General features: G+C 60.9%; 24 protein-coding genes. 8 read left to right on the forward strand and 16 right to left on the reverse strand.

The window, feature by feature from the left end:
* The 4 genes from HX873_RS23645 to minC form a co-directional block, all read right to left on the reverse strand.
* Positions 1–461: pseudouridine synthase (locus HX873_RS23645; protein WP_177123292.1), on the reverse strand; the 461-nt coding region annotated here is incomplete at its 3' end.
* 96 nt (positions 462–557) lie between these two features.
* A complete protein-coding gene (minE, locus tag HX873_RS23650) occupies positions 558–812 on the reverse strand; it encodes a cell division topological specificity factor MinE (protein WP_003175252.1) in 255 nt (84 codons plus the stop codon).
* Between the two features lie 3 nt (positions 813–815).
* The gene (minD, locus tag HX873_RS23655) at positions 816–1,628 is read right to left on the reverse strand and encodes a septum site-determining protein MinD (protein ID WP_003209098.1); all 813 of its coding nucleotides are present in this window, start codon (positions 1,626–1,628) and stop codon (positions 816–818) included.
* Positions 1,629–1,827: 199 nt separating this feature from the next.
* A complete protein-coding gene (gene minC / locus HX873_RS23660) occupies positions 1,828–2,565 on the reverse strand; it encodes a septum site-determining protein MinC (protein WP_003209099.1) in 738 nt (245 codons plus the stop codon).
* Between the two features lie 118 nt (positions 2,566–2,683).
* Here minC and HX873_RS23665 point away from each other — a divergent pair, with 118 nt between their 5' ends.
* Both HX873_RS23665 and HX873_RS23670 read left to right on the forward strand, forming a co-directional pair.
* Complete coding sequence (locus HX873_RS23665; protein WP_003209101.1) at positions 2,684–3,619, forward strand: lipid A biosynthesis lauroyl acyltransferase; 936 nt, start codon at positions 2,684–2,686, stop codon at positions 3,617–3,619.
* 32 nt (positions 3,620–3,651) lie between these two features.
* Positions 3,652–4,803: a patatin-like phospholipase family protein gene (locus tag HX873_RS23670; protein WP_177123293.1), complete on the forward strand. Its 1,152-nt coding sequence runs from the start codon at positions 3,652–3,654 to the stop codon at positions 4,801–4,803.
* A gap of 91 nt (positions 4,804–4,894) precedes the next feature.
* Here the strand turns inward: HX873_RS23670 and HX873_RS23675 are convergent, their stop codons facing one another.
* The 8 genes from HX873_RS23675 to puuE all read right to left on the reverse strand — a co-directional run bounded on the left by HX873_RS23675 (position 4,895) and on the right by puuE (position 12,172).
* On the reverse strand, positions 4,895–5,680 hold the full coding sequence (locus HX873_RS23675) for an outer membrane protein OmpK (protein ID WP_003209104.1): 786 nt from the start codon (positions 5,678–5,680) through the stop codon (positions 4,895–4,897).
* Complete coding sequence (locus tag HX873_RS23680; protein WP_134326009.1) at positions 5,677–6,072, reverse strand: hypothetical protein; 396 nt, start codon at positions 6,070–6,072, stop codon at positions 5,677–5,679. The genes HX873_RS23675 and HX873_RS23680 overlap by 4 nt, the downstream gene beginning before the upstream one ends.
* A gap of 43 nt (positions 6,073–6,115) precedes the next feature.
* Positions 6,116–7,468 carry a nucleobase:cation symporter-2 family protein gene (locus HX873_RS23685; RefSeq protein ID WP_177123294.1) on the reverse strand — a complete coding sequence of 451 codons (1,353 nt, stop codon included), beginning with the start codon at positions 7,466–7,468 and terminating at the stop codon, positions 6,116–6,118.
* A gap of 196 nt (positions 7,469–7,664) precedes the next feature.
* Positions 7,665–8,966, reverse strand: coding sequence for a urate hydroxylase PuuD (locus HX873_RS23690; RefSeq protein WP_008432185.1), 1,302 nt, complete (start codon positions 8,964–8,966; stop codon positions 7,665–7,667).
* Positions 8,967–9,016: 50 nt separating this feature from the next.
* Entirely contained in the window at positions 9,017–9,520 is a 504-nt protein-coding gene (locus tag HX873_RS23695) for an ureidoglycolate lyase (protein WP_003209110.1), read from the reverse strand.
* Between the two features lie 137 nt (positions 9,521–9,657).
* Complete coding sequence (alc, locus tag HX873_RS23700; protein ID WP_003209112.1) at positions 9,658–10,653, reverse strand: allantoicase; 996 nt, start codon at positions 10,651–10,653, stop codon at positions 9,658–9,660.
* Between the two features lie 80 nt (positions 10,654–10,733).
* Positions 10,734–11,249 carry a 2-oxo-4-hydroxy-4-carboxy-5-ureidoimidazoline decarboxylase gene (gene uraD / locus HX873_RS23705; RefSeq protein ID WP_102606293.1) on the reverse strand — a complete coding sequence of 172 codons (516 nt, stop codon included), beginning with the start codon at positions 11,247–11,249 and terminating at the stop codon, positions 10,734–10,736.
* Positions 11,246–12,172, reverse strand: a complete 927-nt coding sequence (gene puuE, locus HX873_RS23710) for an allantoinase PuuE (protein WP_008432189.1) — start codon at positions 12,170–12,172, stop codon at positions 11,246–11,248. The genes uraD and puuE overlap by 4 nt, the downstream gene beginning before the upstream one ends.
* Positions 12,173–12,634: 462 nt before the next feature.
* Here puuE and uraH point away from each other — a divergent pair, with 462 nt between their 5' ends.
* Positions 12,635–12,988: a hydroxyisourate hydrolase gene (gene uraH / locus HX873_RS23715; protein ID WP_177123295.1), complete on the forward strand. Its 354-nt coding sequence runs from the start codon at positions 12,635–12,637 to the stop codon at positions 12,986–12,988.
* Between the two features lie 130 nt (positions 12,989–13,118).
* On the opposite strand, the gene HX873_RS23720 is transcribed toward uraH, so the two are convergent.
* The 3 genes from HX873_RS23720 to HX873_RS23730 form a co-directional block, all read right to left on the reverse strand.
* A complete protein-coding gene (locus HX873_RS23720) occupies positions 13,119–13,745 on the reverse strand; it encodes a LysE family translocator (protein WP_008432192.1) in 627 nt (208 codons plus the stop codon).
* A 63-nt stretch (positions 13,746–13,808) separates the two neighbouring features.
* Positions 13,809–15,155: an NCS2 family permease gene (locus HX873_RS23725; RefSeq protein WP_003212843.1), complete on the reverse strand. Its 1,347-nt coding sequence runs from the start codon at positions 15,153–15,155 to the stop codon at positions 13,809–13,811.
* 191 nt (positions 15,156–15,346) lie between these two features.
* Positions 15,347–15,781: a MarR family winged helix-turn-helix transcriptional regulator gene (locus HX873_RS23730; RefSeq protein WP_003212841.1), complete on the reverse strand. Its 435-nt coding sequence runs from the start codon at positions 15,779–15,781 to the stop codon at positions 15,347–15,349.
* Between the two features lie 82 nt (positions 15,782–15,863).
* Here HX873_RS23730 and HX873_RS23735 point away from each other — a divergent pair, with 82 nt between their 5' ends.
* Both HX873_RS23735 and HX873_RS23740 read left to right on the forward strand, forming a co-directional pair.
* Positions 15,864–17,030 carry a PLP-dependent aminotransferase family protein gene (locus HX873_RS23735; protein ID WP_003212839.1) on the forward strand — a complete coding sequence of 389 codons (1,167 nt, stop codon included), beginning with the start codon at positions 15,864–15,866 and terminating at the stop codon, positions 17,028–17,030.
* 10 nt (positions 17,031–17,040) lie between these two features.
* On the forward strand, positions 17,041–17,643 hold the full coding sequence (locus HX873_RS23740) for a glutathione S-transferase family protein (RefSeq protein ID WP_008432197.1): 603 nt from the start codon (positions 17,041–17,043) through the stop codon (positions 17,641–17,643).
* Between the two features lie 105 nt (positions 17,644–17,748).
* Here HX873_RS23740 and HX873_RS23745 read toward each other — a convergent pair whose 3' ends face one another.
* Positions 17,749–18,645, reverse strand: a complete 897-nt coding sequence (locus HX873_RS23745; protein ID WP_177123296.1) for a LysR family transcriptional regulator — start codon at positions 18,643–18,645, stop codon at positions 17,749–17,751.
* A gap of 131 nt (positions 18,646–18,776) precedes the next feature.
* On the opposite strand from HX873_RS23745, the gene HX873_RS23750 reads away from it, so the two are divergent.
* Genes HX873_RS23750 through HX873_RS23760 form a run of 3 tightly spaced genes read left to right on the forward strand, consistent with a single transcriptional unit; the run spans position 18,777 to position 21,719 of the window.
* Positions 18,777–20,069: a CitMHS family transporter gene (locus HX873_RS23750; RefSeq protein WP_087694787.1), complete on the forward strand. Its 1,293-nt coding sequence runs from the start codon at positions 18,777–18,779 to the stop codon at positions 20,067–20,069.
* Position 20,070: 1 nt separating this feature from the next.
* Positions 20,071–21,402, forward strand: a complete 1,332-nt coding sequence (locus HX873_RS23755; protein ID WP_177123297.1) for an acyclic terpene utilization AtuA family protein — start codon at positions 20,071–20,073, stop codon at positions 21,400–21,402.
* Entirely contained in the window at positions 21,399–21,719 is a 321-nt protein-coding gene (locus tag HX873_RS23760; protein WP_087694789.1) for a hypothetical protein, read from the forward strand. The genes HX873_RS23755 and HX873_RS23760 overlap by 4 nt, the downstream gene beginning before the upstream one ends.
* Positions 21,720–21,735 lie beyond the last annotated feature (16 nt).

Here is a 21,735-nt window from a genome sequence, read left to right on the forward strand (position 1 = left end):
TGGGAGCGGCCGGTGATCGGCGTCAGCTCAACCCGGCACCAGTCGCCGCAACGCTCCAGGACTTTCCAGAAGGTCAGCGCGTTCTTGCCGAACTCGTGGTCCACCACGTGCCGTGGCTTGGTCGGTGGGTCGTAGCGCAAGGGCAAGTCGATGCTGCCGCTGTCCAGTTCCGGTTGGCCCCAGCACAGTGCGGTGTAGGCCTTTTCGGTTTCCCGGTCATGAAACTGGCGGGACAGTTCACGGTGGGTATCCGCGTCTCGGGCCAGCAGGATGATCCCGGACGTTTCCCAGTCCAGGCGATGGACGATGCGGGCTTCGGGGTAGCCGTTTTCCTGCAGGCGGGTGATCAGGCAGTCCTTGTTGTCGTCGGCGCGACCGGGCACCGAGAGCAGCAGGGTAGGCTTGTTCACCACCAGGACAGCAGCGTCCTGATGAAGGATATGGACATTGGACAACGGCATTAAAACAGCCTCGTAACAAACGCCAACGGCGGCTCGCTCACCCGGCCCCGTGAGGGGAGCCAGGTAACCGAGCCGCCGTGGCGACCGCCTTTTCGATCAACGATCAGGCAGGGTGATATTGAGTTCCAGAATCGAGCAGCTGCCGTCATTTTCCAGGGCGACATGCACGTCATCGTTACCGATGTTGACGTACTTGCGGATCACTTCCACCAGTTCCTTCTGCAGGGCTGGCAGGTAATCCGGGGTGCTGCGTTGGCCGCGTTCGTGCGCCACGATGATCTGTAGACGCTCTTTCGCTACCGACGCGGTACTTGGCTTTTTGTTGGCGCGAAAGAAGTCGAGAAATTTCATTGTTTAGTTGCCTCCAAAGATACGCTCGAAGAATCCCTTCTTCTTAACATCGAGGAAGCGATGTTCCACGGTCTTGCCCAGCAAGCGATCTACCGCATCGCTGTACGCCTGGCCGGCGTCGCTCTGGTCGTCAAGAATCACCGGCACACCTTGGTTGGATGCCTTCAGGACGGCCTGGGATTCCGGGATCACACCCAGCAGGGTCACGGCGAGGATTTCCTTCACGTCTTCAACGCCGAGCATTTCGCCATTGCTGACGCGCTCAGGGTTGTAGCGGGTCAGCAGCAGGTGTTCCTTGATCGGATCTTCACCTTTCTCGGCGCGCTGGGACTTGCTGGCCAGCAGGCCGAGCATGCGGTCCGAGTCACGTACCGAGGAGACTTCAGGGTTGGTCACGACGATGGCTTCGTCGGCGAAGTACATCGCCAGGTGAGCACCGGTCTCGATACCCGCCGGGGAATCGCACACCACGTATTCGAAGGTTTCCTTCAGTTCGGCGAGGACCTTGCCCACGCCTTCCTTGGTCAGCGCGTCTTTGTCGCGGGTCTGGCTGGCGGCCAGTACATACAGGTTCTCAAGGCGCTTGTCCTTGATCAGGGCCTGTTGCAGGTTGGCTTCGCCATTGACGACGTTGACGAAGTCGTAAACCACGCGGCGTTCACAGCCCATGATCAGGTCGAGGTTACGCAAGCCGACGTCGAAGTCGACGATAACTGTCTTGTGGCCGCGCAGAGCGAGGCCGGTACCGATAGCGGCGCTGGTGGTGGTCTTACCCACACCACCCTTGCCGGATGTAACCACGAGAATCTTGGCCAAGGTGTTTCACCCCTAAGGAAAAAGGACTTTTTAGTCCCTGAAAAACATCTCTTGTCACTCGCTGCAGGCGGGCAGCTCTTGTAGGAGAAAGCACGGTTTGCCTGGGCAAACCCCACCTTAAAATTATTCCTACACAAGTTTTGCCGTTTTCGCTGTGCTATCAGAGTCCAGAGATGCTTGGAAAATGCGGCAGTATCCGTTAAAGACGAACGATGTTCAACACATCGCCCGACAGGCTGACTTGTACCCCGGCCCCCCACAGCGGATCGCGGCGCAAATCTTCCGAAACCTTGTACTGGCCTGCGATGGACACTAGCTCAGCGGTCAACTGCTGGCAAAAAATACGGGCCTTGGTGTCACCTTTTATGCCGGCCAGGGCACGACCACGCATAGGGCCGTATACATGGATGTTTCCATCGGCGAGAAGTTCCGCCCCCGGGCTGACCGGGGCGATGACGACAAGGTCGCCACCCTGGGCGTAAATCTGCTGCCCGCCCCGTACGGGAGAGGTGATGATCTTTGTCGGCTTGATCGTCGGCTCCGGCGGTTTCTCCGGTTTTTTCTTCTCTTCGCCGACCAACGGGTCGAGCGGACGCTCGCGGGCACCCGACGGCGGCAGTACTGGCAGTTCAATGGCGATTGCCGCGGCGATGTCTTCGATACGGCTGGCACGGATCGCCAGGGTGCGCAGGCCATGCTGGCGGCACACGCGCATCAGCCCGGGCAGGTCGACCGCGCCCTGGCCGGCCGGGAGCTTGTCCAGGGCCAGCACCAGCGGTGCATTGTTGAAGAAGTTCGGCGCCAGGGCGACCTTGGCGGCGAGCTGGCGGTCCAGGGCATCAAGGTCGTTGCGGGCCAGTTCCAGCACGGTAATGGCGAGCATGCTGCCTTTCAACTGGAACACGGGATCTTGGTCTAGCGGTTCGGTTTGGCTCATGGTCGGCAAAGCGGCTTGTCACGAAAAGTGTCGAGACTTATAACGAGAACATCCGCTAGCCGCAAGCCGGGTCGAACCGTTGTAGAATGCGCGGCCGTTGTCTTTACCGGAATCTTGAATGGATCGCCCGCGTTTTCGAGCTGTATTTTTTCATCCGCGCTTCTGGCTGTTATGGCTGGGGCTGGGTTTGCTGTGGCTGATTGTGCAGTTGCCGTACCGGGCTTTACTGGGGATTGGCCGTGCCTTGGGGGCGGGAATGTACCGGGTGGCCGGTGAACGTCGACGTATCGCCGCACGAAACCTGGAACTGTGCTTCCCGGAAAAGTCCGCTAAAGAGCGTAAACATTTGCTCAAGGAAAACTTTGCCTCCACCGGCATCGCGTTCTTTGAGATGGCCATGAGCTGGTGGTGGTCCAAGCCGCGCCTGGCGCGCCTGGCCCATGTCGAAGGGCTGGAGCACCTCAAGCAGGCGCAACTGGAAGGCAAGGGCGTGATCCTCATGGCCCTGCATTTCACCACCCTGGAAATCGGCGCCGCCTTGCTCGGGCAGAAGCACACCATCGACGGCATGTACCGCGAGCACGGCAACCCCTTGTTCGATTTCGTCCAGCGCCGTGGCCGCGAGCGGCACAACCTCGACTCCCTGGCCGTAGAGCGCGAAGACGTGCGCGGCATGCTCAAGCTGCTGCGGGCCGGTCGTGCGATCTGGTACGCACCGGACCAGGACTACGGCGCCAAGCAAAGTATCTTCGTGCCATTGTTCGGCATTCAGGCCGCCACCGTGACCGCCACCAGCAAGTTCGCCCGCCTGGGCAAGGCACTGGTGGTGCCGTTCACCCAGGAACGCCTGGCCGACGGCAGCGGTTATCGCCTGGTGATCCATCCGCCGCTGACCGACTTCCCCGGTGAAACCGACGAGATCGATTGCCTGCGCATCAACCAGTGGGTCGAAGCCTCCGTGCGCGAATGCCCCGAGCAATACCTGTGGACGCACCGCCGCTTCAAGAGCCGGCCGCCAGGTGAGCCTAAGCTGTATGAAAAACGCCGTCGTTGATCTGAAGTCCCCAAGCACCATGGAGTGATGCAATGCGCTCAGCTGAACCGGTCACAGGCTTGATTCTTTCCGGCGGCGGGGCGCGGGCCGCCTATCAGGTGGGGGTACTGGCGGCGATTGCCGAGCTGTTGCCGCCGGGGGCCGCCAATCCGTTTCCGGTGATTGTCGGCACCTCGGCCGGGGCGATCAATGCGGTGAGCCTGGCCAGTGGCGCCATGGACTTTACCGCCGCCATCCAGCGCCTGACCGCCTTCTGGCAGGGCTTTCGCAGCCACCTGGTGCTGCGCAGCGACTGGCCCGGGGTGATCAGCCAGGCCAGTCGATTCCTTATCCACAGCCTGCTGGGGATGGGGGCGCAGGTGCCAGTGGCGCTGCTCAACAGTTCGCCGCTGCGGGACTTGTTGCGCGACAAACTGCACCTGGAAGGCATCGCGCAGTCGATCCGCGAGAAACACCTTCATGCTGTGGCGGTGACCGCGTTCGGATACGAGTCCGGGCAAGCCGTGACCTTCTATCAGGGCGGCGGCACCATCGATGCCTGGTTGCGGCATCGGCGCATCGGCATTCCCACCCAATTGACCGTTGAACACTTGCTGGCCAGCTCGGCGATTCCGTTGCTGTTTGCGCCGGTCAAACTCGGCCAGGAATATTTTGGTGACGGGGCGGTGCGCCAGTCGGCGCCGATCAGTCCTGCGTTGCACCTGGGCGCCAGCCGCGTGCTGGTGGTGGGGGTCAGTGGCAACCCGCGCGGCAACGATCCATCGAACCCGGCGCGCACCTTCACCGGCCAGGAGCCGACGTTGGCGCAGATCGGCGGGCACATGCTCAACAGTACGTTCATCGACAGCCTGGAAAGCGATATCGAATTGCTCGAGCGCCTGAACCAGTTCAGCCACGTGTTGCCGGCCAACGCGGCGATACAAGGTTTGGCGCCAGTGGAAGTATTGGTGATCGCTCCCAGTCAGCCAATCGACGAAATCGCGGCACGTCACCGCCAGGAATTGCCGGCGGCATTGCGCCTGTTTCTGCGCGGGCCGGGGGCGACCAAAACCAGTGGCGCGGGTGTGCTCAGCTACCTGCTGTTCGAGGCGGGGTATTGCAGCGAATTGATCGAGCTGGGAAGGCGGGATGCGCTGGCCAAGCGCGAAGAGTTGCAGCGGTTTCTAGGCCTGACACCGAACTAAATGTGGGGCTGGCTTGTGTAGGAGCGGGCTTGCTCGCGAATGCGGTGTGTCNNGCAAGCCCGCTCCCACATACAGGGGATAGGCGGTGTGGTTAGAAGTGGTACTTCACCAACAGGCTCGCAGTGTCCTGGTTGGTCTCGAACGCGCCGCTGTCCTGGATCCCGTACTTGTTCTTCCAGTAGTCGTATTCGATACCGACATACAACTGCTTCTCGCCCCAATGCAACGCCTTGCCCAGGTCATATTTGATCTGCGGGTTGAAGTGCAGGTTGGCGTGGTAAGTGCCGCGGGCGTTCTTGTCGTTATCCACCACCCAGTCCATGAAGCCGTCGATCAGCACATTGGAGTTGCCCACCGGGATCGTGTACGACCACACCGGTGTGATCTGCCATACGCCGTCACCCGGGCGATTGCCTTCGGTCTGGCGCTGGTAGAAGTTCAGCTGGAAGTAGTCGAAACCAGGGATTGCCAGGTCGAAGCCCGGGCCGAGCAAGTACGACTCGTTGTCGCCTTCGCCGAACTCGTAAGTGAACGCCAGCAACACGTCCTTGATCGGACCGAACGACAAGTCCTTGTCGAAAATCTTGCCGAACGACAAGCGTGGGCTGAACTCACCGTAGTAAGTACTCGGGCCAACATTGCCGTCTTCCTTGCCGTTGTAAAAGATGCGGTCGAGGAAGAAGAAGTTGTCGCCGTACTTCCACGCGTCGGCGTGTTCGAAGGTCACGGTTTGCTGGATCTGCGGGTTAACAGTGAAGTTCTTGCCCCACAGATAAGTCAGGCTGTTGTTCTGCCACTGCAGCAGATCACCGGCCATGGCCTGGCCCCCGGCCAGCAGGGATCCTGCCAGCATCAGGCTGTTCACGGTACGTTTCATTCGGTTGCTCCCGAGGTAAAGGTTTCTGGTTTTTTTTCTAAGCGGACGCTCTGGTGTGGCGTCTTTTGGCTTGCCGCAAAAATCGTCTGTTCGGTCAGCTTTGATGCTTTTAGCAAGAGCTGCGCCAAGGTGTTTAAAAAGCCAAAAAATCCCCGTCGGCTGTGATGAACACAGTCGAATTCGGAGAGTTTTTGCACACGTTGGCTGCGGACGTGGGGCCGGGATAAGTTGGCCTTGCAGTCAGCTTTTACATTCGCTGTTTTTTTTTGAGTCGATTTGAGCGGGCGCCGAGAATACTGACTCCCAGGCCTGTGCTCAAGTGCGCCGTTAAAGAGCGCGCGGGGCGAGAATGGGGCACGGCGCGTGGCCGGCCCCGGGTGAATGGCGTACATGGTGTGTTCCCTGATCGTTATTGTTTTTGTTGTGACGCAGGAATCAATGTGGGTGTGCGTGAGCGCTTGGGGCAGCACGTTCGGCGCCACCCAGGATGTTGAATAACAGGTTCAGCGACAGCGCGCTGATCGTGGCCATGGCGATGCCGCTGTGAGTGATCGGGCTCATCCATAGCGGCAACTGTGCAAAGAATTCGGGACGTACCACCGGGATCAATCCCATGCCGATACTCACCGCCACCAGCAACTGGTTACGACGGTCGGCAATGTCGGCTTCCTGGAGGATCTTGATCCCGGTGGCTGCCACCATGCCGAACATGGCAATCGCCGCGCCGCCCAGCACTGCGGGTGGAATCGACGCTACCAAAAAGGCGGCCTTGGGCAGCAGGCTCAGCACAATCAGGAGCGCGCCGGCCACGATCGTCACCGAACGGCAGCGCACGCCGGTCATCTGCACCAGGCCGATGTTCTGCGCGAACGAGGAGTGGGTGAAGGTGTTGAAGAACCCGGCAAAAAACGATGCGCCGGCGTCACACAACAGGCCACGGCGGAGCATTTTCGGCGTGACTTCCTGGCCGGTGATCTTGCCCAGGGCGAGGAACATCCCGGTGGACTCGACGAAGATGATCACCACCACCAGGCACATCGACAGGATCGGCGCCAACTCGAACTTGGGCATGCCGAAATGCAGTGGCGTCACCACTTGCACCCACGGGGCGCGCGCCAGGCCGCTGAGGTCGACCATGCCGATCATCCCGCACAGCCCGTAGCCGAGGGCCATGCCGATCAGCACCGAGATATTCACCCAGAAGCCGCGCATGAAACGGTTGATCAGCAGGATGGTGGCCAGCACCAGCGCGGCAATCGCCAGGTAAATCGGTGAGCCAAACGTGGACGCCGCTGCGCCACCGCCGGCCCAATTGACCGCGACGGGAAACAGCGAAAGACCAATGGCGGTGATCACGGTACCGGTCACCAGCGGTGGAAAGAAGCGCACGACCTTGGACATGAACGGCGCGATCACCACGCCGAAAAAACCGGCGGCGATGGTCGCACCGAAGATCCCCTGCAGACCGATGCCGGGCATGCCGGCCATGGCCACCATGCTGCCGACAGCGGCGAAACTGGCGCCCATCATCACCGGCATACGAATGCCTACCGGGCCGATGCCGAAGGACTGGACCATGGTTGCGATGCCCGCCACCAGCAGGTCGGCGTTGATCAGGAAGGCGATTTCTTCACGGCTCAGGCCTGCGGCCTGGCCGATGATCAAAGGCACGGCGACGGCGCCACCGTACATCAGCAAGACGTGTTGCAGGCCTACCAGAATCAGTTGCAAGAGGGGCAGCCGCACCATGGCGGGCGCGGCAGGAGTCTGCGTTTCTAGCTGGGACATGCAACACCTCGGATCTTTTTATTGTTGTGTTGTTCGGTATTCAATTGCCGGGTGGAACTCATTCGTCAAAGCACACCGCAGATCCCATGTGGGAGCGGGCTTGCTCGCGAACGCGGTGGTTCAGTCACCTGAAGTGTTGAATGACACACCGCATTCGCGAGCAAGCCCGCTCCCACACTAGTCCTGCGTTAATCAGTCAGTTGGTACGCGCCCCCTGAGTGATCCAGGTGCCAATCAAGTCCCGTTCCTGCTGGGTCATCTGGGTGATATTGCCCAGCGGCATGATCTGGCTGGCCACGGCCTGTGCCTGGATGCGCGGGGCCATTTGCTGGATCTGCTGCGGCGTATCAAACATCACCCCGGCCGGTGCGGTGCTGAACAGCGGGCTTGTCGGCTTGGCCGAATGGCACACCGCGCAGCGCTCCTGAATCACCCCATGGACCTTGTCAAAATCAATCGAGGCCTGGGCCGGTGCTGCTTCGGCAGGTGCCGGTGCAGGTGCCGCTGGAGCAGCCGGTTTAAGCCCGCCACCCAACGCCGTTTCCGGCAGTGGCTGGTACTCGATGGCCGCTGGTGCCTTGGCCACTTCCGGTGCAGTCGCCACCGGTTTTGGGCCGGTCACGTAGGCCAGGCAAATCATTGCCAGTGCGCCCACCGGCAAGGTCCAGGCGTATTTCTGGCTGTTGTGACGGGTGTTGAAGTAGTGACGCACCAACACCGCCGCCACCGCGATACCTGCGAGGATCAGCCAGTTGTATTGGCTGCCGTAGGTGCTCGGGAAGTGGTTGCTGATCATGATGAACAGCACCGGCAAGGTGAAGTAGTTGTTGTGCCGCGAACGCAGCAAACCCTTGGCCGGCAGTGCCGGGTCGGGCGTGCGGTTTTCGGCGATGGCCGCCACCAGCGCACGCTGGGCCGGCATGATGATGCGGAACACGTTGCCCACCATGATGGTGCCGATCACGGCGCCCACATGCAGGTACGCACCACGACCGCTGAACACCTTGCTGAAGCCGTACGCGGCGGCAATCAACAGCACGAACAGGATCAGGCCGAGCAGGGCGGGGCGCTTGCCCAGTGCCGAGTCGCAGAGAAAGGAGTAGATGAACCAGCCGGCCAGCAGCGAGCCGAGGCCCAGCAACACACCTTCCGGACCGCTGAGGCTGCTGCCCGGGGCCAGCAGGTACAAGGTCGGGTTGGCGTAGAACACCACGCACAGCAGCGCGATGCCGGACATCCAGGTGAAGTAGGCTTCCCATTTGAACCAGTGCAGGTTGTCCGGCATGGTCGGTGGGGCCAGTTTGTATTTTTCCAGGTGGTAGATACCGCCACCGTGGATCGCCCACAAGTCACCGGCGAGGCCGTCCTTGGGGTTGACGCGGTTGAGGTTGTTTTCCAGCCAGACGAAGTAGAACGAAGCGCCGATCCAGGCGACGCCAGTGATCATGTGAACCCAGCGCACGCTCAGGTTCAGCCATTCCATCAAATGTGCTTCCACAGTCTTTACCTCTCGCCTGTCACTCTGTCGTCGAGTGATCAGACCTTCTCTTATTGGTGGGGGGCGAGGATCAACCGCTCATCCTCTTTAAAAAAATGCTCATCGCAGTTATTGCCTGTGCCACTGCGATCAACCACCAGGAAGTCATCCCGCTTTTCGATCGTCAGCACCGGGTGGTGCCAGACGCCGCGATGGTAATTAATGCCCTGCCTGCCGTTGGTAACGAAGGCGCGGACCAAGCCCGATACAGGTTCATCGCCAAGTGGCGCGACCACGATCAGAAAGGGGTTGCCGAGCAGCGGGATGAAAGCCTGGCTGCCCAGCGGGTGTCGTTCCAGCATGCACACGGTCAGCGGCATGTCCTGCGCGTCGGCGCGGAAGATGCTGATGATCGCGTTATCTTCTGGCGTGGCGGTTTCAACCGTCGCCAGTTTATGAAAGCGCATGGTCGACCCGTTGTTGATCATGAAGTGATCGCTGCCATCGGTTTCGATAACGTCTCCGAAAGGGGCGAAGGCTTCTTTGGTCAGGGGTTCGATCATCAGTGTGCGCATGGCTGTCTTCTTAATCTTGTGTATGGATCGTTCCCACGCTCTGCGTGGGAACGCCGCCCTGGACGCTCTGCGTCCGCTCTTGTGACGCAGAGCGTCACGGTATGCATTCCCACGCAGAGCGTGGGAACGATCGGGTGTTACTTCGAGACCTTACCGAGAACCCGCAGGCGGCTCACACCACCATCCGGGAACACATTCAGACGAATGTGGGTGATCGGGCCCAGCGCCTTGATCTGCTCGGCAAAGGTGTGTTCAGCGTGCATTTCCAGTTTCTGCGCCGGCAGCAGTTCGCGCCAGAACAGCGATTGGGTTTCGATCTGGCTGTCGGTGCCGCCCTTCACGAATGCGCCCTGGATCGAGCAAGTGTCCGGGTAGTTGCCCTTGAAGTGCAGGGTGTCGACCACGATCTTCTCGATCTCGCCCGGGTGGCCCAGTGCGACGATCACCCAGTCATTGCCCGGCGTACGACGACGTGCGGTTTCCCAGCCGTCGCCCATGTTGATGCCACGGCCCGGGTTGAGGATGTTGCTCATGCGCCCGAAGTGTTCATCGGAGCAGGCCAGTGCGCGGCCACCGTTCAATGCAGCAGCCAGGTCCACCTGTTCGTTGTCGCCCACCGCCGACCAGTCGCGGAACGGAATGCCGTACACACGCAGACGGGCCACGCCACCGTCCGGGTAGATGTTGAAACGCAGGTGGCTGAAGGCCTGGTCGTTGTTGATCTCGTGGAAGTGATGGCTGTTGCCTTGCAGCTCCACCGCCGACAGCACTTCAACCCATTGGGTGTTGTCATCCGGCTCGCCGCTCGCGAGGAAGCAGGCTTCCAGGGACGCCGATGGCGGGAAGTTGCCGGTGAAGAATGAAGTGTCGATGTCCACGCCTTTGATCGAACCCGGTACGCCCAGGCGGATCACGGCGCTGTCGTAGCCTTCGAAGCGCTTGCGGCGCGACTCCCAGCCGTCCATCCACTTGCCGTTGTCATCGAAAACGCCCTCCTTCCACACGGCCGGGGTCGGCTGGAACAGGCGGTTGGCGTCGGCGAACCAGTCATCGGTGACAGAGATGATCTTGGTGCCCAGGCGGGCGTCGGCCAGGTTGACGAACTTTTCGAAAGGTACGGGTTGCGCTTTCATTCTTCTTGTCTGCCTTAAAGTAAGTGGCTTGGGATGCTCGCCAGGCCCTGGGCGTTCATGAACCGCTCGGGCCAGGTCTGCTAAAGGGTCAGTAATCGGAACAACGCGATTTTATTGATCTCGGCCAGCGCACATTTGAACTCGGCTTCCACCGAGTTGTGAATGCGCGTTTCAAACGCGGCAAGGATCTGGTGCCGGTTGCTGCCTTTTACCGCCATGATGAAGGGAAACTTGAACTTGGCCTTGTAGCCATCGTTCAGCTCGGTGAAGCGCGAAAACTCGTCGCTCGAGCATTGGTGAATACCGGCGCCAGCCTGTTCATTAGTGCTGGCTTCGGTCAACTGGCCCTGGACGGCCGCTTTGCCCGCCAGGTCCGGGTGAGCGTTGATCAGGGCCAGTTGACTGGTGTGATCGGCGCTCAACAGGATGTCGCTCATGCGCTGGTGCAGGGTTTCGATCTCGTCGATCGAAGCGTCCTGGCCCAGGTCGAAGGCCTTTTCGGCCACCCATGGCGAATGTTCGTAGATGTCGGCGAAGGCTTTGACGAATTCGTCGCGGCTCAGGGTCGACGGTTTCAGGGTTTGGAACGCGGTCATTTGGCGGCTCCCTGGAAAGGGTGTACGTCATGCCAGTGACGGGCGATGTCGACGCGGCGGGTGAACCACACCTGATCATGGCCCTTGGCGTATTCGATAAACCGCTTGAGGGCGGCCAGGCGTGCCGGGCGGCCGATCAGGCGGCAGTGCAAGCCGATGGAGAGCATTTTCGGTGCGTCCGCGCCTTCGGCATACAGCACGTCGAAGGCGTCTTTCAGGTATTCGAAAAAGTCGTCGCCCTTGTTGAAACCCTGGACCTGGGTGAAACGCATGTCATTGGTGTCCAGGGTGTAGGGGATCACCAGGTGCGGCTTGCCGGTCGGGTTGTTGGGTTCCCAGTAGGGCAGGTCGTCGTCATAGGTGTCGCAGTCATAGAGGAAGCCGCCTTCCTCCATCACCAGCCGCCGGGTGTTGGGGCCGGTGCGGCCGGTGTACCAGCCCAGTGGGCGCTCGCCGGTGAGTTCGGTGAGGATGCGGATCGCTTCGAGCATGTGCTCGCGTTCCTGGGCCTCATCCATGTATTGGTAGTCGATCCAGCGGTAGCCGTGGCTGCAGATCTCGTGGCCGGCGGCGACCATCGCGCGGATCACATCCGGGTGGCGCTGGGCGGCCATGGCCACGGCGAAGATGGTCAGCGGGATATCGAATTCCTTGAACAACTTGAGGATGCGCCACACGCCGGCACGGCTGCCGTATTCGTACAGCGACTCCATGCTCATGTTGCGCTCGCCTTGCAGCGGTTGCGCCGAGACCATCTCGGACAGGAAGGCTTCCGACTCTTTGTCGCCGTGCAGGATGTTGCGCTCACCACCTTCTTCGTAGTTGAGTACGAACGACAGGGCGATACGGGCCTTGCCCGGCCAGTGTGGGTGAGGAGGGTTACTGCCGTAACCGATCAGGTCGCGTGGGTAGTCAGCGCTCACTGCAGTCTTCCTTCTTGTTCGTGGTAGCGGTGTGTGTGGCGGCCGGGCAGCGGAAAGACTGGGTGGCGTCACAACGATGACTGATTGTATACAACTTAGTGTTCACTTTGTAAGCCTGTATTTCTGCATTTTTTCCGCAGGGTCTTTGCAGAATAGCACTGCAAGAAACCTGCCTGACTGGTCAGCTAAATTGAAAAAAACCTCATTCACTGTAGGAGCGAGCTTGCTCGCGAAAAACCTGAGAGCGCCTCGTTAACCCTGAAGCGCTGCGTTATCGTTAACGATCTTCGCGAGCAAGCTCGCTCCTACAGTATCGGTGTCAGCAACGGAACGCAGGCTTGTTGAATTTATTGTGTACAATTTTTTTGAAAAGTGTCTTAATCAGCCATCGCCGACTTTTTCAGTGACCTGAAAAGGTGCGGTCTTTCACTTTTTACTGACTTCGGGAGGCGCGCAGACGCTATGGGACGTTTGACCACACACGTATTGGACGCCGCGCATGGCTGCCCTGGCAGCGCAATCAAGGTTGAGTTGTACCGTGTCGAGGGCGCACAGCTTGAGCTGGTCGCCAGCACCCTGACCAACAGCGACGGCCGCTGCGATGCACCCCTGCTGCAAGGCAATGACTACCGCAGCGGTGTCTATCAGTTGCAGTTCAACGCCGGTGATTACTACCGCGCCCGCGGTGTGCAACTGCCCGAACCTGCATTTCTCGATGTGGTGGTGCTGCGCTTCGGCATCAGCGCCGAACAGGATCACTACCACGTGCCTTTGCTGATTTCGCCTTACAGCTACTCCACCTATCGCGGTAGCTGAGTCGTCACCGCGCTTCACACCCCCAAAGCTCTTCGTTGGTTTTTCGCCCGCTCACACTGCGGGCTTTTTTTCGCCTGCTGATTGCACCATAAAGGCGGCCCCGATCGTCAGTGCGATCGGGGCTGGATCTTCAGCGGCTCAATAGCGACGCAGCGCCGGCGCCTGTGAACAAGCCCGCGCTGATCCGGTTGAACCAGCTCTGGCCCCTGCCGCTGCGCAGGTAGCGCGCGGCGCCATGGGCGCCGAGGCCGTAGGCCAGTTTGCACAGCAGGTCGAGCACGGTCCAGGTGGCGATCATGATCAGCAACTGCGGCAAAAAGGCCTGCTGGGCACTGAGGAATTGCGGCAGGAAGGCGGCGAAAAACAGGATGTCCTTCGGGTTGCTGGCGCCCAGCACAAAGGCCCGGCCAAACAGCGCACGAAATCGCGGGGTGGCGGCCACTTGCGGTACGTCGGCGACGTGGGCCGGTTGCCGGGATTGCTGCCAGCTCTGCCAGGCGAGGTAGAACAGGTACAGCGCGCCGACGATCTTCAGGGCGCTGAACAGCTGTTCCGAGGCCAGCAACAACGCACCCAAACCCAGCGCCGAGGCGCTCAGCAGGCAGATCGAAGCAATCACCCCGCCGAGAAAGGCCGGGTACGAACGGCGCAGGCCGTAGTTCAGGCTGTTGCTGATCATCAGCAAGGACAGGGGGCCGGGGATCAGGATCACCACCAGCGCAGCGCCGCTGAACAGCAGCCAGGTTTCCAGACTCATTGCATTCCTCCATTCGTACAAAAGCCCCACCCGACGGGGTGAGGCAGGGTCAAGCGGGTTTGCCTACAGGAACGCGAACTTGGCGATGAAGATCGCGCAAAGCACCCACAGGCTGATGGAAATTTCCTTGTGTTTACCCGTGCCGGCCTTCAGCGCCACGTAGGTGATGAAACCCAGGGCGATGCCGTCGGCCACCGAGAAGGTCAGGGGCATCATGATGGCCGTGACGATCGCCGGAATGCTGTCGGTGGCGTCGTCCCAATTGATATGGGCCATGCCGCTCATCATCAGCATCGCCACATAGATCAACGCGCCGGCGGTGGCATAGGCCGGAATCATGCCAGCCAGCGGGGCAAAAAACATCGCTGCGATAAACAGCACACCCACGGTGACGGCGGTCAGCCCGGTACGGCCACCGGCGGCAACCCCGGCGGCGCTTTCCACGTAACTGGTGACTGGCGGCACGCCGACCATGGCGCCGAACACGCTGGAGGCGCTGTCGGCTTTCAGGGCGCGGGAGAGGTTTTCGATCTTGCCGTCGGCATTCACCAGGCCTGCGCGCTGGGCCACGCCCATCAGGGTGCCGGCGGTGTCGAACATGTGCACAAACAGGAAGGCGAACACCACGCTGATCATGCTGACGTTGAACACGCCCATCACGTCCATGGCCATCCAGGTCGGCGCCAGGCTTGGCGGGGTGGCCAGGATGCCGTGGTACTCCACCAGGCCCAGGCCCCAACCGGCGAGGGTCACGGCGATGATGCTGATCAGGATCGCGCCGAATACCCGGTGGTAGCTGAGGATCGCAATCAACAGGAAGCAGATGGCCGCCAGCAATGGGGCGGGTTCATGCAGGGAGCCGAGCTTGATCAGGGTGGCCGGGCTTTGCACGATGATGCCGGCGGTTTTCAGGCCGATCACCCCGAGAAACAATCCGACGCCGGCGCCCATGGCATGGCGCAGGCTCACCGGAATGCTGTTGAGCAGCCACTCGCGAATGCGTGAGAGCGTCAGGATCATGAACAACACACCGGAGATAAACACCGCACCCAGTGCCGTCTCCCAGTTGTAGCCCATGGTCCCGACCACGGTGTAGGTGAAAAACGCGTTCAGGCCCATGCCCGGCGCCAGGCCTACTGGCCAGTTGGCGTACAGGCCCATCAGCAGGCAACCCAGCGCGGCGGCGATGCAGGTGGCGACAAACGCCGCGCCGTGATCGATGCCGGCGTCGGCCATGATGTTGGGGTTGACGAAGATGATGTAGGCCATGGTGATAAAGGTCGTGAGGCCAGCGATCAGCTCGGTCTTCACTGTGGTGCCATGCAAGCGGAGTTTGAACAGGCGTTCCAGCCAACCGTTGTGGGTTGGCGAGAGGTCGAGCGTAGGGGCTTCGGATTTGCGGCTTTCCACAGCAAGTACTCCTCAAGAGTTTTATTGTTATTTCCAGCGCCGGACACATGAGTGGGCAGCAGCGCTTTGAGGTACCAGCGGGTTTTGTTGACCAATAGGTCAGGAACTCGCACGAAGCGAATTATGCTTTTGTATACAAATAAAGCAAATAATGTTTTCTATTTTGTGTGCGAAAGGGGATGAAAGGCAATTCAGGATTGGCCACTGAGTGCCTTGTTTACCGCCAGCCAGCCTTCTACCGCCGTCTCGCCTGCCTCGGCAAACGCCCGTTGCAGCAGCTTTACCTGTTCGCGCCGCAGCGATTGTTCGAAACGCCGGCCTTCCTCGGTCAACTCCAGCAGGCGCTTACGCTTGTCGGTCTCGGACGCCACGCTGTCCACCAGGTGCATTTCCTGCAGTTGGCGCAACGGCATATTCAGCGCCTGTTTGCTCACGCCGAGCAGTTCCAGCAGCTCCTTGACGCTCAAGGCCGGGTAGCGCGCGATAAAAAACACGATGCGTTGATGCACCCGGCTCAAGCCGCGGCGCTCCAGCATTTCGTCAGCCTTGGCGGTGAACGCCTGGTAGCCGAAGAAGAAGGCTTCCATGGCGGTTTGCTGGCTGGTCTGGTTTTTAAGGTCAAGCATATTGACGTATCTGCCCAAGTCGTCGTAATTTCGGTCAAGCAGTTTGACGTATTTTCCCCAGGCTTTGCTACCGGTGACCCTTATGGCCTTCTCAGAACGTGTTTCGCGTCTTAAAAGCTCCCTGATCCGTGAAATCCTCGCGGCGGCGCAAAAGCCGCAGGTGATGTCCTTCGCCGGTGGCCTGCCGGCCGAAGTGATGCTGCCCACGCTGGATTGGGAAGGCATGCCGCTGAATATCGGCCAATACGGCATGAGCGAAGGCGAGCCACAGTTGCGTGAATTGCTGGCGGCCGAGGCGCGGGTGCTGGGTATTGCCTGCGATGCGCGCCAGGTCATGGTGGTCAGCGGCTCCCAGCAAACCCTGGACCTGGCGGCCAAGCTGTACATCGACAAGGGCACCAAAATCCTCCTGGAAGGCCCGACTTACCTTGCGGCATTGCAGATTTTCCAATTGTTCGGCGCCGATTGCCTGACCGTACAGCTTGAAGCGGACGGTCCGGACCTCAGAGCCTTGCGCAGCAGCCTTGAGCAGCATCGCCCGTCCTTCGTCTACCTGATCCCGACGTTCCAGAACCCTTCGGCGGTGCGCTACAGCGATGCCAAGCGCGAGGCCGTCGCCGCGTTGCTGGACGAGTTTGGCGTAACCCTGATCGAAGACGAACCCTACCGCGAACTGACCTTCGACGGCGGCAGCGCACAACCCATCGTCAGTCGGCTGAAAAAGGCCAGCTGGATCTACACCGGCACCGTATCCAAGACCTTGTTGCCCGGCCTGCGGGTCGGCTACCTGATCGCCAGTCCGGACCTGTTCCCGCACCTGCTCAAACTCAAGCAATCAGCCGACCTGCACACCAACCGCGTTGGCCAGTGGCAGGCGATGCAATGGATCGGCACCGAGAAATACCAGCATCACCTGGTAGAGTTGCGCAGCTTTTACCGAGGCCGGCGCGACGCTTTCCAGGCTGCACTGGCGCGGCATTTCAGCGACCTGGCCGACTGGCAAATACCCCAGGGCGGATTATTCTTCTGGCTGACCTTGAAACAGCCGCTCGATACCCGCACCTTGTTGGCACCTGCGCTCGACCAGGACATCGCGTTCATGCCCGGTGAACCGTTCTTTTCCGAGCCGGACAATCATCACGGTCACCTGCGGCTCAATTTCAGCCATATCGACCCGGCGCGCTTGGACGAAGGTCTCAAGCGTCTCGCTGCGGTGGTCCGTCAAGCACAGCACGCGCAAGCGGCATAGGGGAGCCTCCATGTACAAGGTCTACGGCGATTACAAATCGGGCAACTGCTACAAAGTCAAACTCATGCTCAGCCTGTTGGGCATCGACTATGAGTGGATCGATGTCGACATCCTGAAGGGCGACACCCAGACCGCGGAGTTCCTGGCCAAGAACCCCAACGGCAAGATCCCGGTGCTGGAGCTGGAAGACGGCACCTGCCTGTGGGAGTCCAATGCGATTCTCAACTTCCTGGCCGACGGCAGCGAGTTCCTGCCCAGCGAACCGCGCCTGCGCACCCAGGTTCTGCAGTGGCAGTTTTTCGAGCAGTACAGCCACGAGCCGTACATCGCGGTGGCGCGGTTTATCCAGTTTTACCTGGGGCTGCCGGAAGATCGCCTGGAGGAATACAAGAAGCTGCACAAGGGCGGTTATAAAGCCCTGAAGGTGATGGAGCGCCAGTTGCAATTGACACCGTATCTGGTGGGCGACCAATTCTCGATTGCCGACGTGGCGCTGTATGCCTACACCCATGTGGCGGATGAAGGTGGCTTTGACCTGAGCGCCTATCCAGGCGTGCAGGCGTGGTTGAAGCGCGTGGCCAGCCATCCCAAGCATGTGCCGATGCTGGGCTGAAATGCGCTCAAAAATGTGGGAGCGGGCTTGCTCGCGAAGGCGGTGTACCAGTCAGCACATGTATTGGCTGACCCACCGCCTTCGCGAGCAAGCCCGCTCCCACATTTAGTTTTGCGGTGCGCCAGGTAATGCTTCACTGAGCAACTCAAAACAGCGCTGCGCCGCTGGGCTCAACGGCTGTCCACTGCGACTGATCAACCCGATCTCCCGATTCACCCCCGGATGATCAATGGTAATCCGCTTCAACCCCTCCAGACTGTCCGCCGCCGATTCCGGCAACACACTGATCCCCAAGCCCTGCCGCACCAACGCCAACACGGTCGACATGTAGTTGGCCTCCATCCCCGCGAGCATCGTCAGGCGTGTTTCATCGAACAACGCGTCCACCTGTTCCCGCACGCTGCTGTCGCGGCCGGTGAGGATGATCGGCTGGTCGGCCAGTTGCTCCAGGCTCAACTTTGCACAACGAGTCAGCGGATGATCCAGCGGCACGAACGCACATAACCGATCATTCAGCACCGGCACAAACGCCAGTCCATGACTCAGCCGCGCCCGCACACCAATGCCGAAATCCACCTCGCCCGAACGCACTTGCGCATGAATGCGGTGAGCAACCAGGTCATGCAAGCGCACCTCGATCCCGGCAAAACGCTCGCGAAACAGGCGCAGGGCGGGAGGCAACGCGCCGGCGCACACGGAGGGCAGGGCGGCGATGGTCACCACGCCTCGTCGTAGCGCTGCCAGGTCACGGGAGCCGGTGACGATGTTGTCCAGGTCCAGCAACAGCTTCTCCATCGGCCCGCGTGCATCCAGCCCGGCGGCGGTGATGCTGACGTGGCGCGGGCTGCGGTCGAGCAGCGCGACGCCCAGCCATTCCTCCAGTTGTTGCACCTGCACGGTCAGCGCCGAGGGCGACAAATGCAGTTCGTTGGCAGCCTTGGTAAAGCTGCCCGTGCGGGCAACGGCGAGAAACGCCTGGATATGCTGGATCGAATTTTTCATTTTTATTTTGCTCGGGCGTTTTGTTTTTTCGAATGTTGGGTGCCGAATATTCCAATTTACAAAGCCTAACGCGATTCCAATACTCCAGGGAAAACAATAACCGGCCGAAAACGCCGTTCTGGAGCTACCCCATGCTCGCTACCCTGGGTGTCATCACCATCCTGTGCCTGCTCACTGCCGTCATGAGCAAACGCCTGTCGCCACTGGTGGCCCTGATTGCCTTGCCGATCATCGCCGCGCTGCTGGGCGGTTTCGGCTTGCAAACCAGCGCCTTCATCATCACCGGCATCAAGAACGTCGCCCCCGTGGTGGGGATGTTTGTGTTCGCGATCCTGTTCTTCGGGATCATGACCGATGCCGGCATGCTGGATCCAATCATTGATCGCATCCTGCGCACGGTAGGGACGCGTCCTACAAGGATTGTCGTCGGTACCGCGACCCTGGCCCTGCTGGTGCACCTCGACGGCTCCGGCGCGGTGACCTTCCTGGTGACGGTGCCGGCGATGCTGCCGCTGTACACGCGGCTGGGAATTGATAAACGCATCCTCGCGTGTGTGGCGGCGATGGCGGCCGGGGTCAACTTCCTGCCGTGGACCGGCCCGGTACTGCGTTCCTCGGCGGCGCTGCACGTGCCGGTGGCGGACTTGTTCCAGCCGCTGATCCCGGTGCAGATCGTCGGCCTGGTCTTTGTATTCGCCTGCGCCTGGTGGCTGGGCCACCGGGAAGAAAAACGCCTGGGCCTGGGCGCTGGTTCCAGCGTGGACGCCGTGCCGCAACGGGTGCTCAGCGACGATGACATTGCCCTGCGTCGCCCGCGGCTGTTCTGGGTCAACCTGATCCTGACGGTACTGGTGATGGTGGTGATGATCGCCGGTTGGGTCGACCCGGTGGTGATGTTCATGCTCGGCACCGTGGTGGCGCTGTGCATCAACTACCCGAACGTCGACGCCCAACGCGCGCGGATCGACGCCCACGCAAAAACCGCCCTGACCATGGCCAGCATCCTGCTCGCCGCCGGTGTGTTCACCGGCATCATGCAAGGCACCGGCATGCTCAAGGCCATCGCCGAAGTGGCGGTGGCGCAGATTCCGGCGGGCCACGGCAAGTTGATCCCGGCGGTGGTGGGCTTCCTGTCGATGCCGCTGAGCATGCTGTTTGACCCGGATTCCTACTACTTCGGCGTGATGCCGGTGATCGCCGAAGTCGGCAAGGCCTTGGGCGTCGACCCGCTGCAAGTGGCCCAGGCCTCGTTGCTGGGCGTGCACACCACCGGCTTTCCGGTCAGCCCGTTGACGCCGGCGACCTTCCTGTTGGTGGGCCTGTGCAAGATCGAATTGGCCGATCACCAGCGCTTCACCATCCCCTTTCTGTTTGCCGCGTCGGTGTTGATGACTCTGACGGCTTTGCTCCTGGGAGTGATTTGAAATGAAAACCTTGCGCATCGGTTCCGGCGCCGGCTACTCCGGCGACCGTATCGAACCTGCGGTGGAATTGGCCGAACAGGGCGACCTGGATTACCTGGTCTTCGAATGCCTGGCCGAGCGCACCATCGCCCTGGCGCAACAGGCGCGGATCAGCGATCCACAAGGCGGTTACGACCCGCTGTTGAGTGAGCGCATGCGCCGCGTGCTGCCCTTTGTCGGCCAGCCCGACGGGCGCCGGCGCCTGCGGGTAATCACCAATATGGGCGCGGCCAATCCGGTGGCGGCGGCGGTTGAAGTGCGGCGGATTGCCAGTGAACTGGGGCTTAACCTCAAGGTGCTGGCGGTGGTTGGCGACGACGTGCTTGAGACCTTGCGTGCCCAGCCGGAGCAGCTGCTCGACAACGGCCAGACCCTTGGCTCGTTGGGCGAGCGGTTGATTTCCGCGAACGCCTATTTGGGCGCCGACGGCATTATCGACGCCTTGCGCGCCGAGGCCGACGTGGTGATCACCGGCCGGGTGGCAGACCCTTCGTTGTTCCTGGCGCCGCAGATGTTCGAATTCGGCTGGGCTGCGGATGATTGGCAACGGCTGGGGCGCGGCACGCTGGTGGGGCATTTACTGGAATGTGCGGGGCAGGTCAGCGGTGGCTACTTTGCCGATCCGGGCTTCAAGGACGTGGACGATCTGGCACGCCTTGGCTTTCCATTTGCCGAGATTGACCCAGACGGCGAGGCCTTGATCACCAAGGTCGCAGGTTCCGGTGGGCGGGTCAGCCGTGCCACGTGCACCGAACAATTGATCTACGAAGTGCACGACCCGGCGGCCTACCTCACACCGGACGTGTGCGCGGATTTTTCCCAGGTGGCGTTTACCGAAGAAGCCGTGGACCGGGTGCGTGCCCACGGCGCGAGCGGACGGCCACGTCCCGAAGCGTTGAAAGTCAGCGTCGGTTATCTGGACGGCTGGATCGGTGAGGGGCAGATTTCCTACGGTGGCCCGGGCGCGGTCGCTCGTGCGCAACTGGCTCGCGATGTGGTCCTGAAACGCTTGGAGTTGACCGGTGTGCGCATGCAGGACGTGCGTGCCGAATTGATCGGCGTCGACTCCCTGCACGGCCCGCGCAGCACGGTTGAACCGTGGGAAGTGCGCCTGCGCATCGCCGCCCGCTGCGCAGAACGCAGCGAGGCGGTGCGTGTCGGCAATGAAGTGGAAACCCTCTACACCAACGGCCCGTCCGGCGGCGGTGGCGCCAGCAAGAGCCTGCGCCAGGTGGTGGCGGTGGCCTCGTTGCTGCTGCCTCGTCACGCGGTCAACCCGAGGATCGAGTCATGAAACTGCACACCCTGGCCCACTCCCGAACGGGAGACAAGGGCGACACCTCGAACATCTCGATCATTGCGTATCGGGCCGAGGACTATCCGCTGCTCTGCGAGCAATTGACGGCTGAGGTGGTGGCGGCATTTTTTGCGCCGTTGCTGGAGGCGGGAGCTGCACCGGTGCGGCGTTATGAACTGCCCAATGTGCAGGCACTGAACTTCGTGTTGCCGGGGATCCTGCGAGGCGGGGTGACGCGGTCGCTGGCGCTGGACGCCCATGGCAAGTGCCTGGGCTCAGCATTGCTGGATCTTGAATTGGCAATACCAAACTAATGTGGGAGCGGGCTTG

Source organism: Pseudomonas sp. P7758 (assembly GCF_013386485.1).
Taxonomy (GTDB): domain Bacteria; phylum Pseudomonadota; class Gammaproteobacteria; order Pseudomonadales; family Pseudomonadaceae; genus Aquipseudomonas.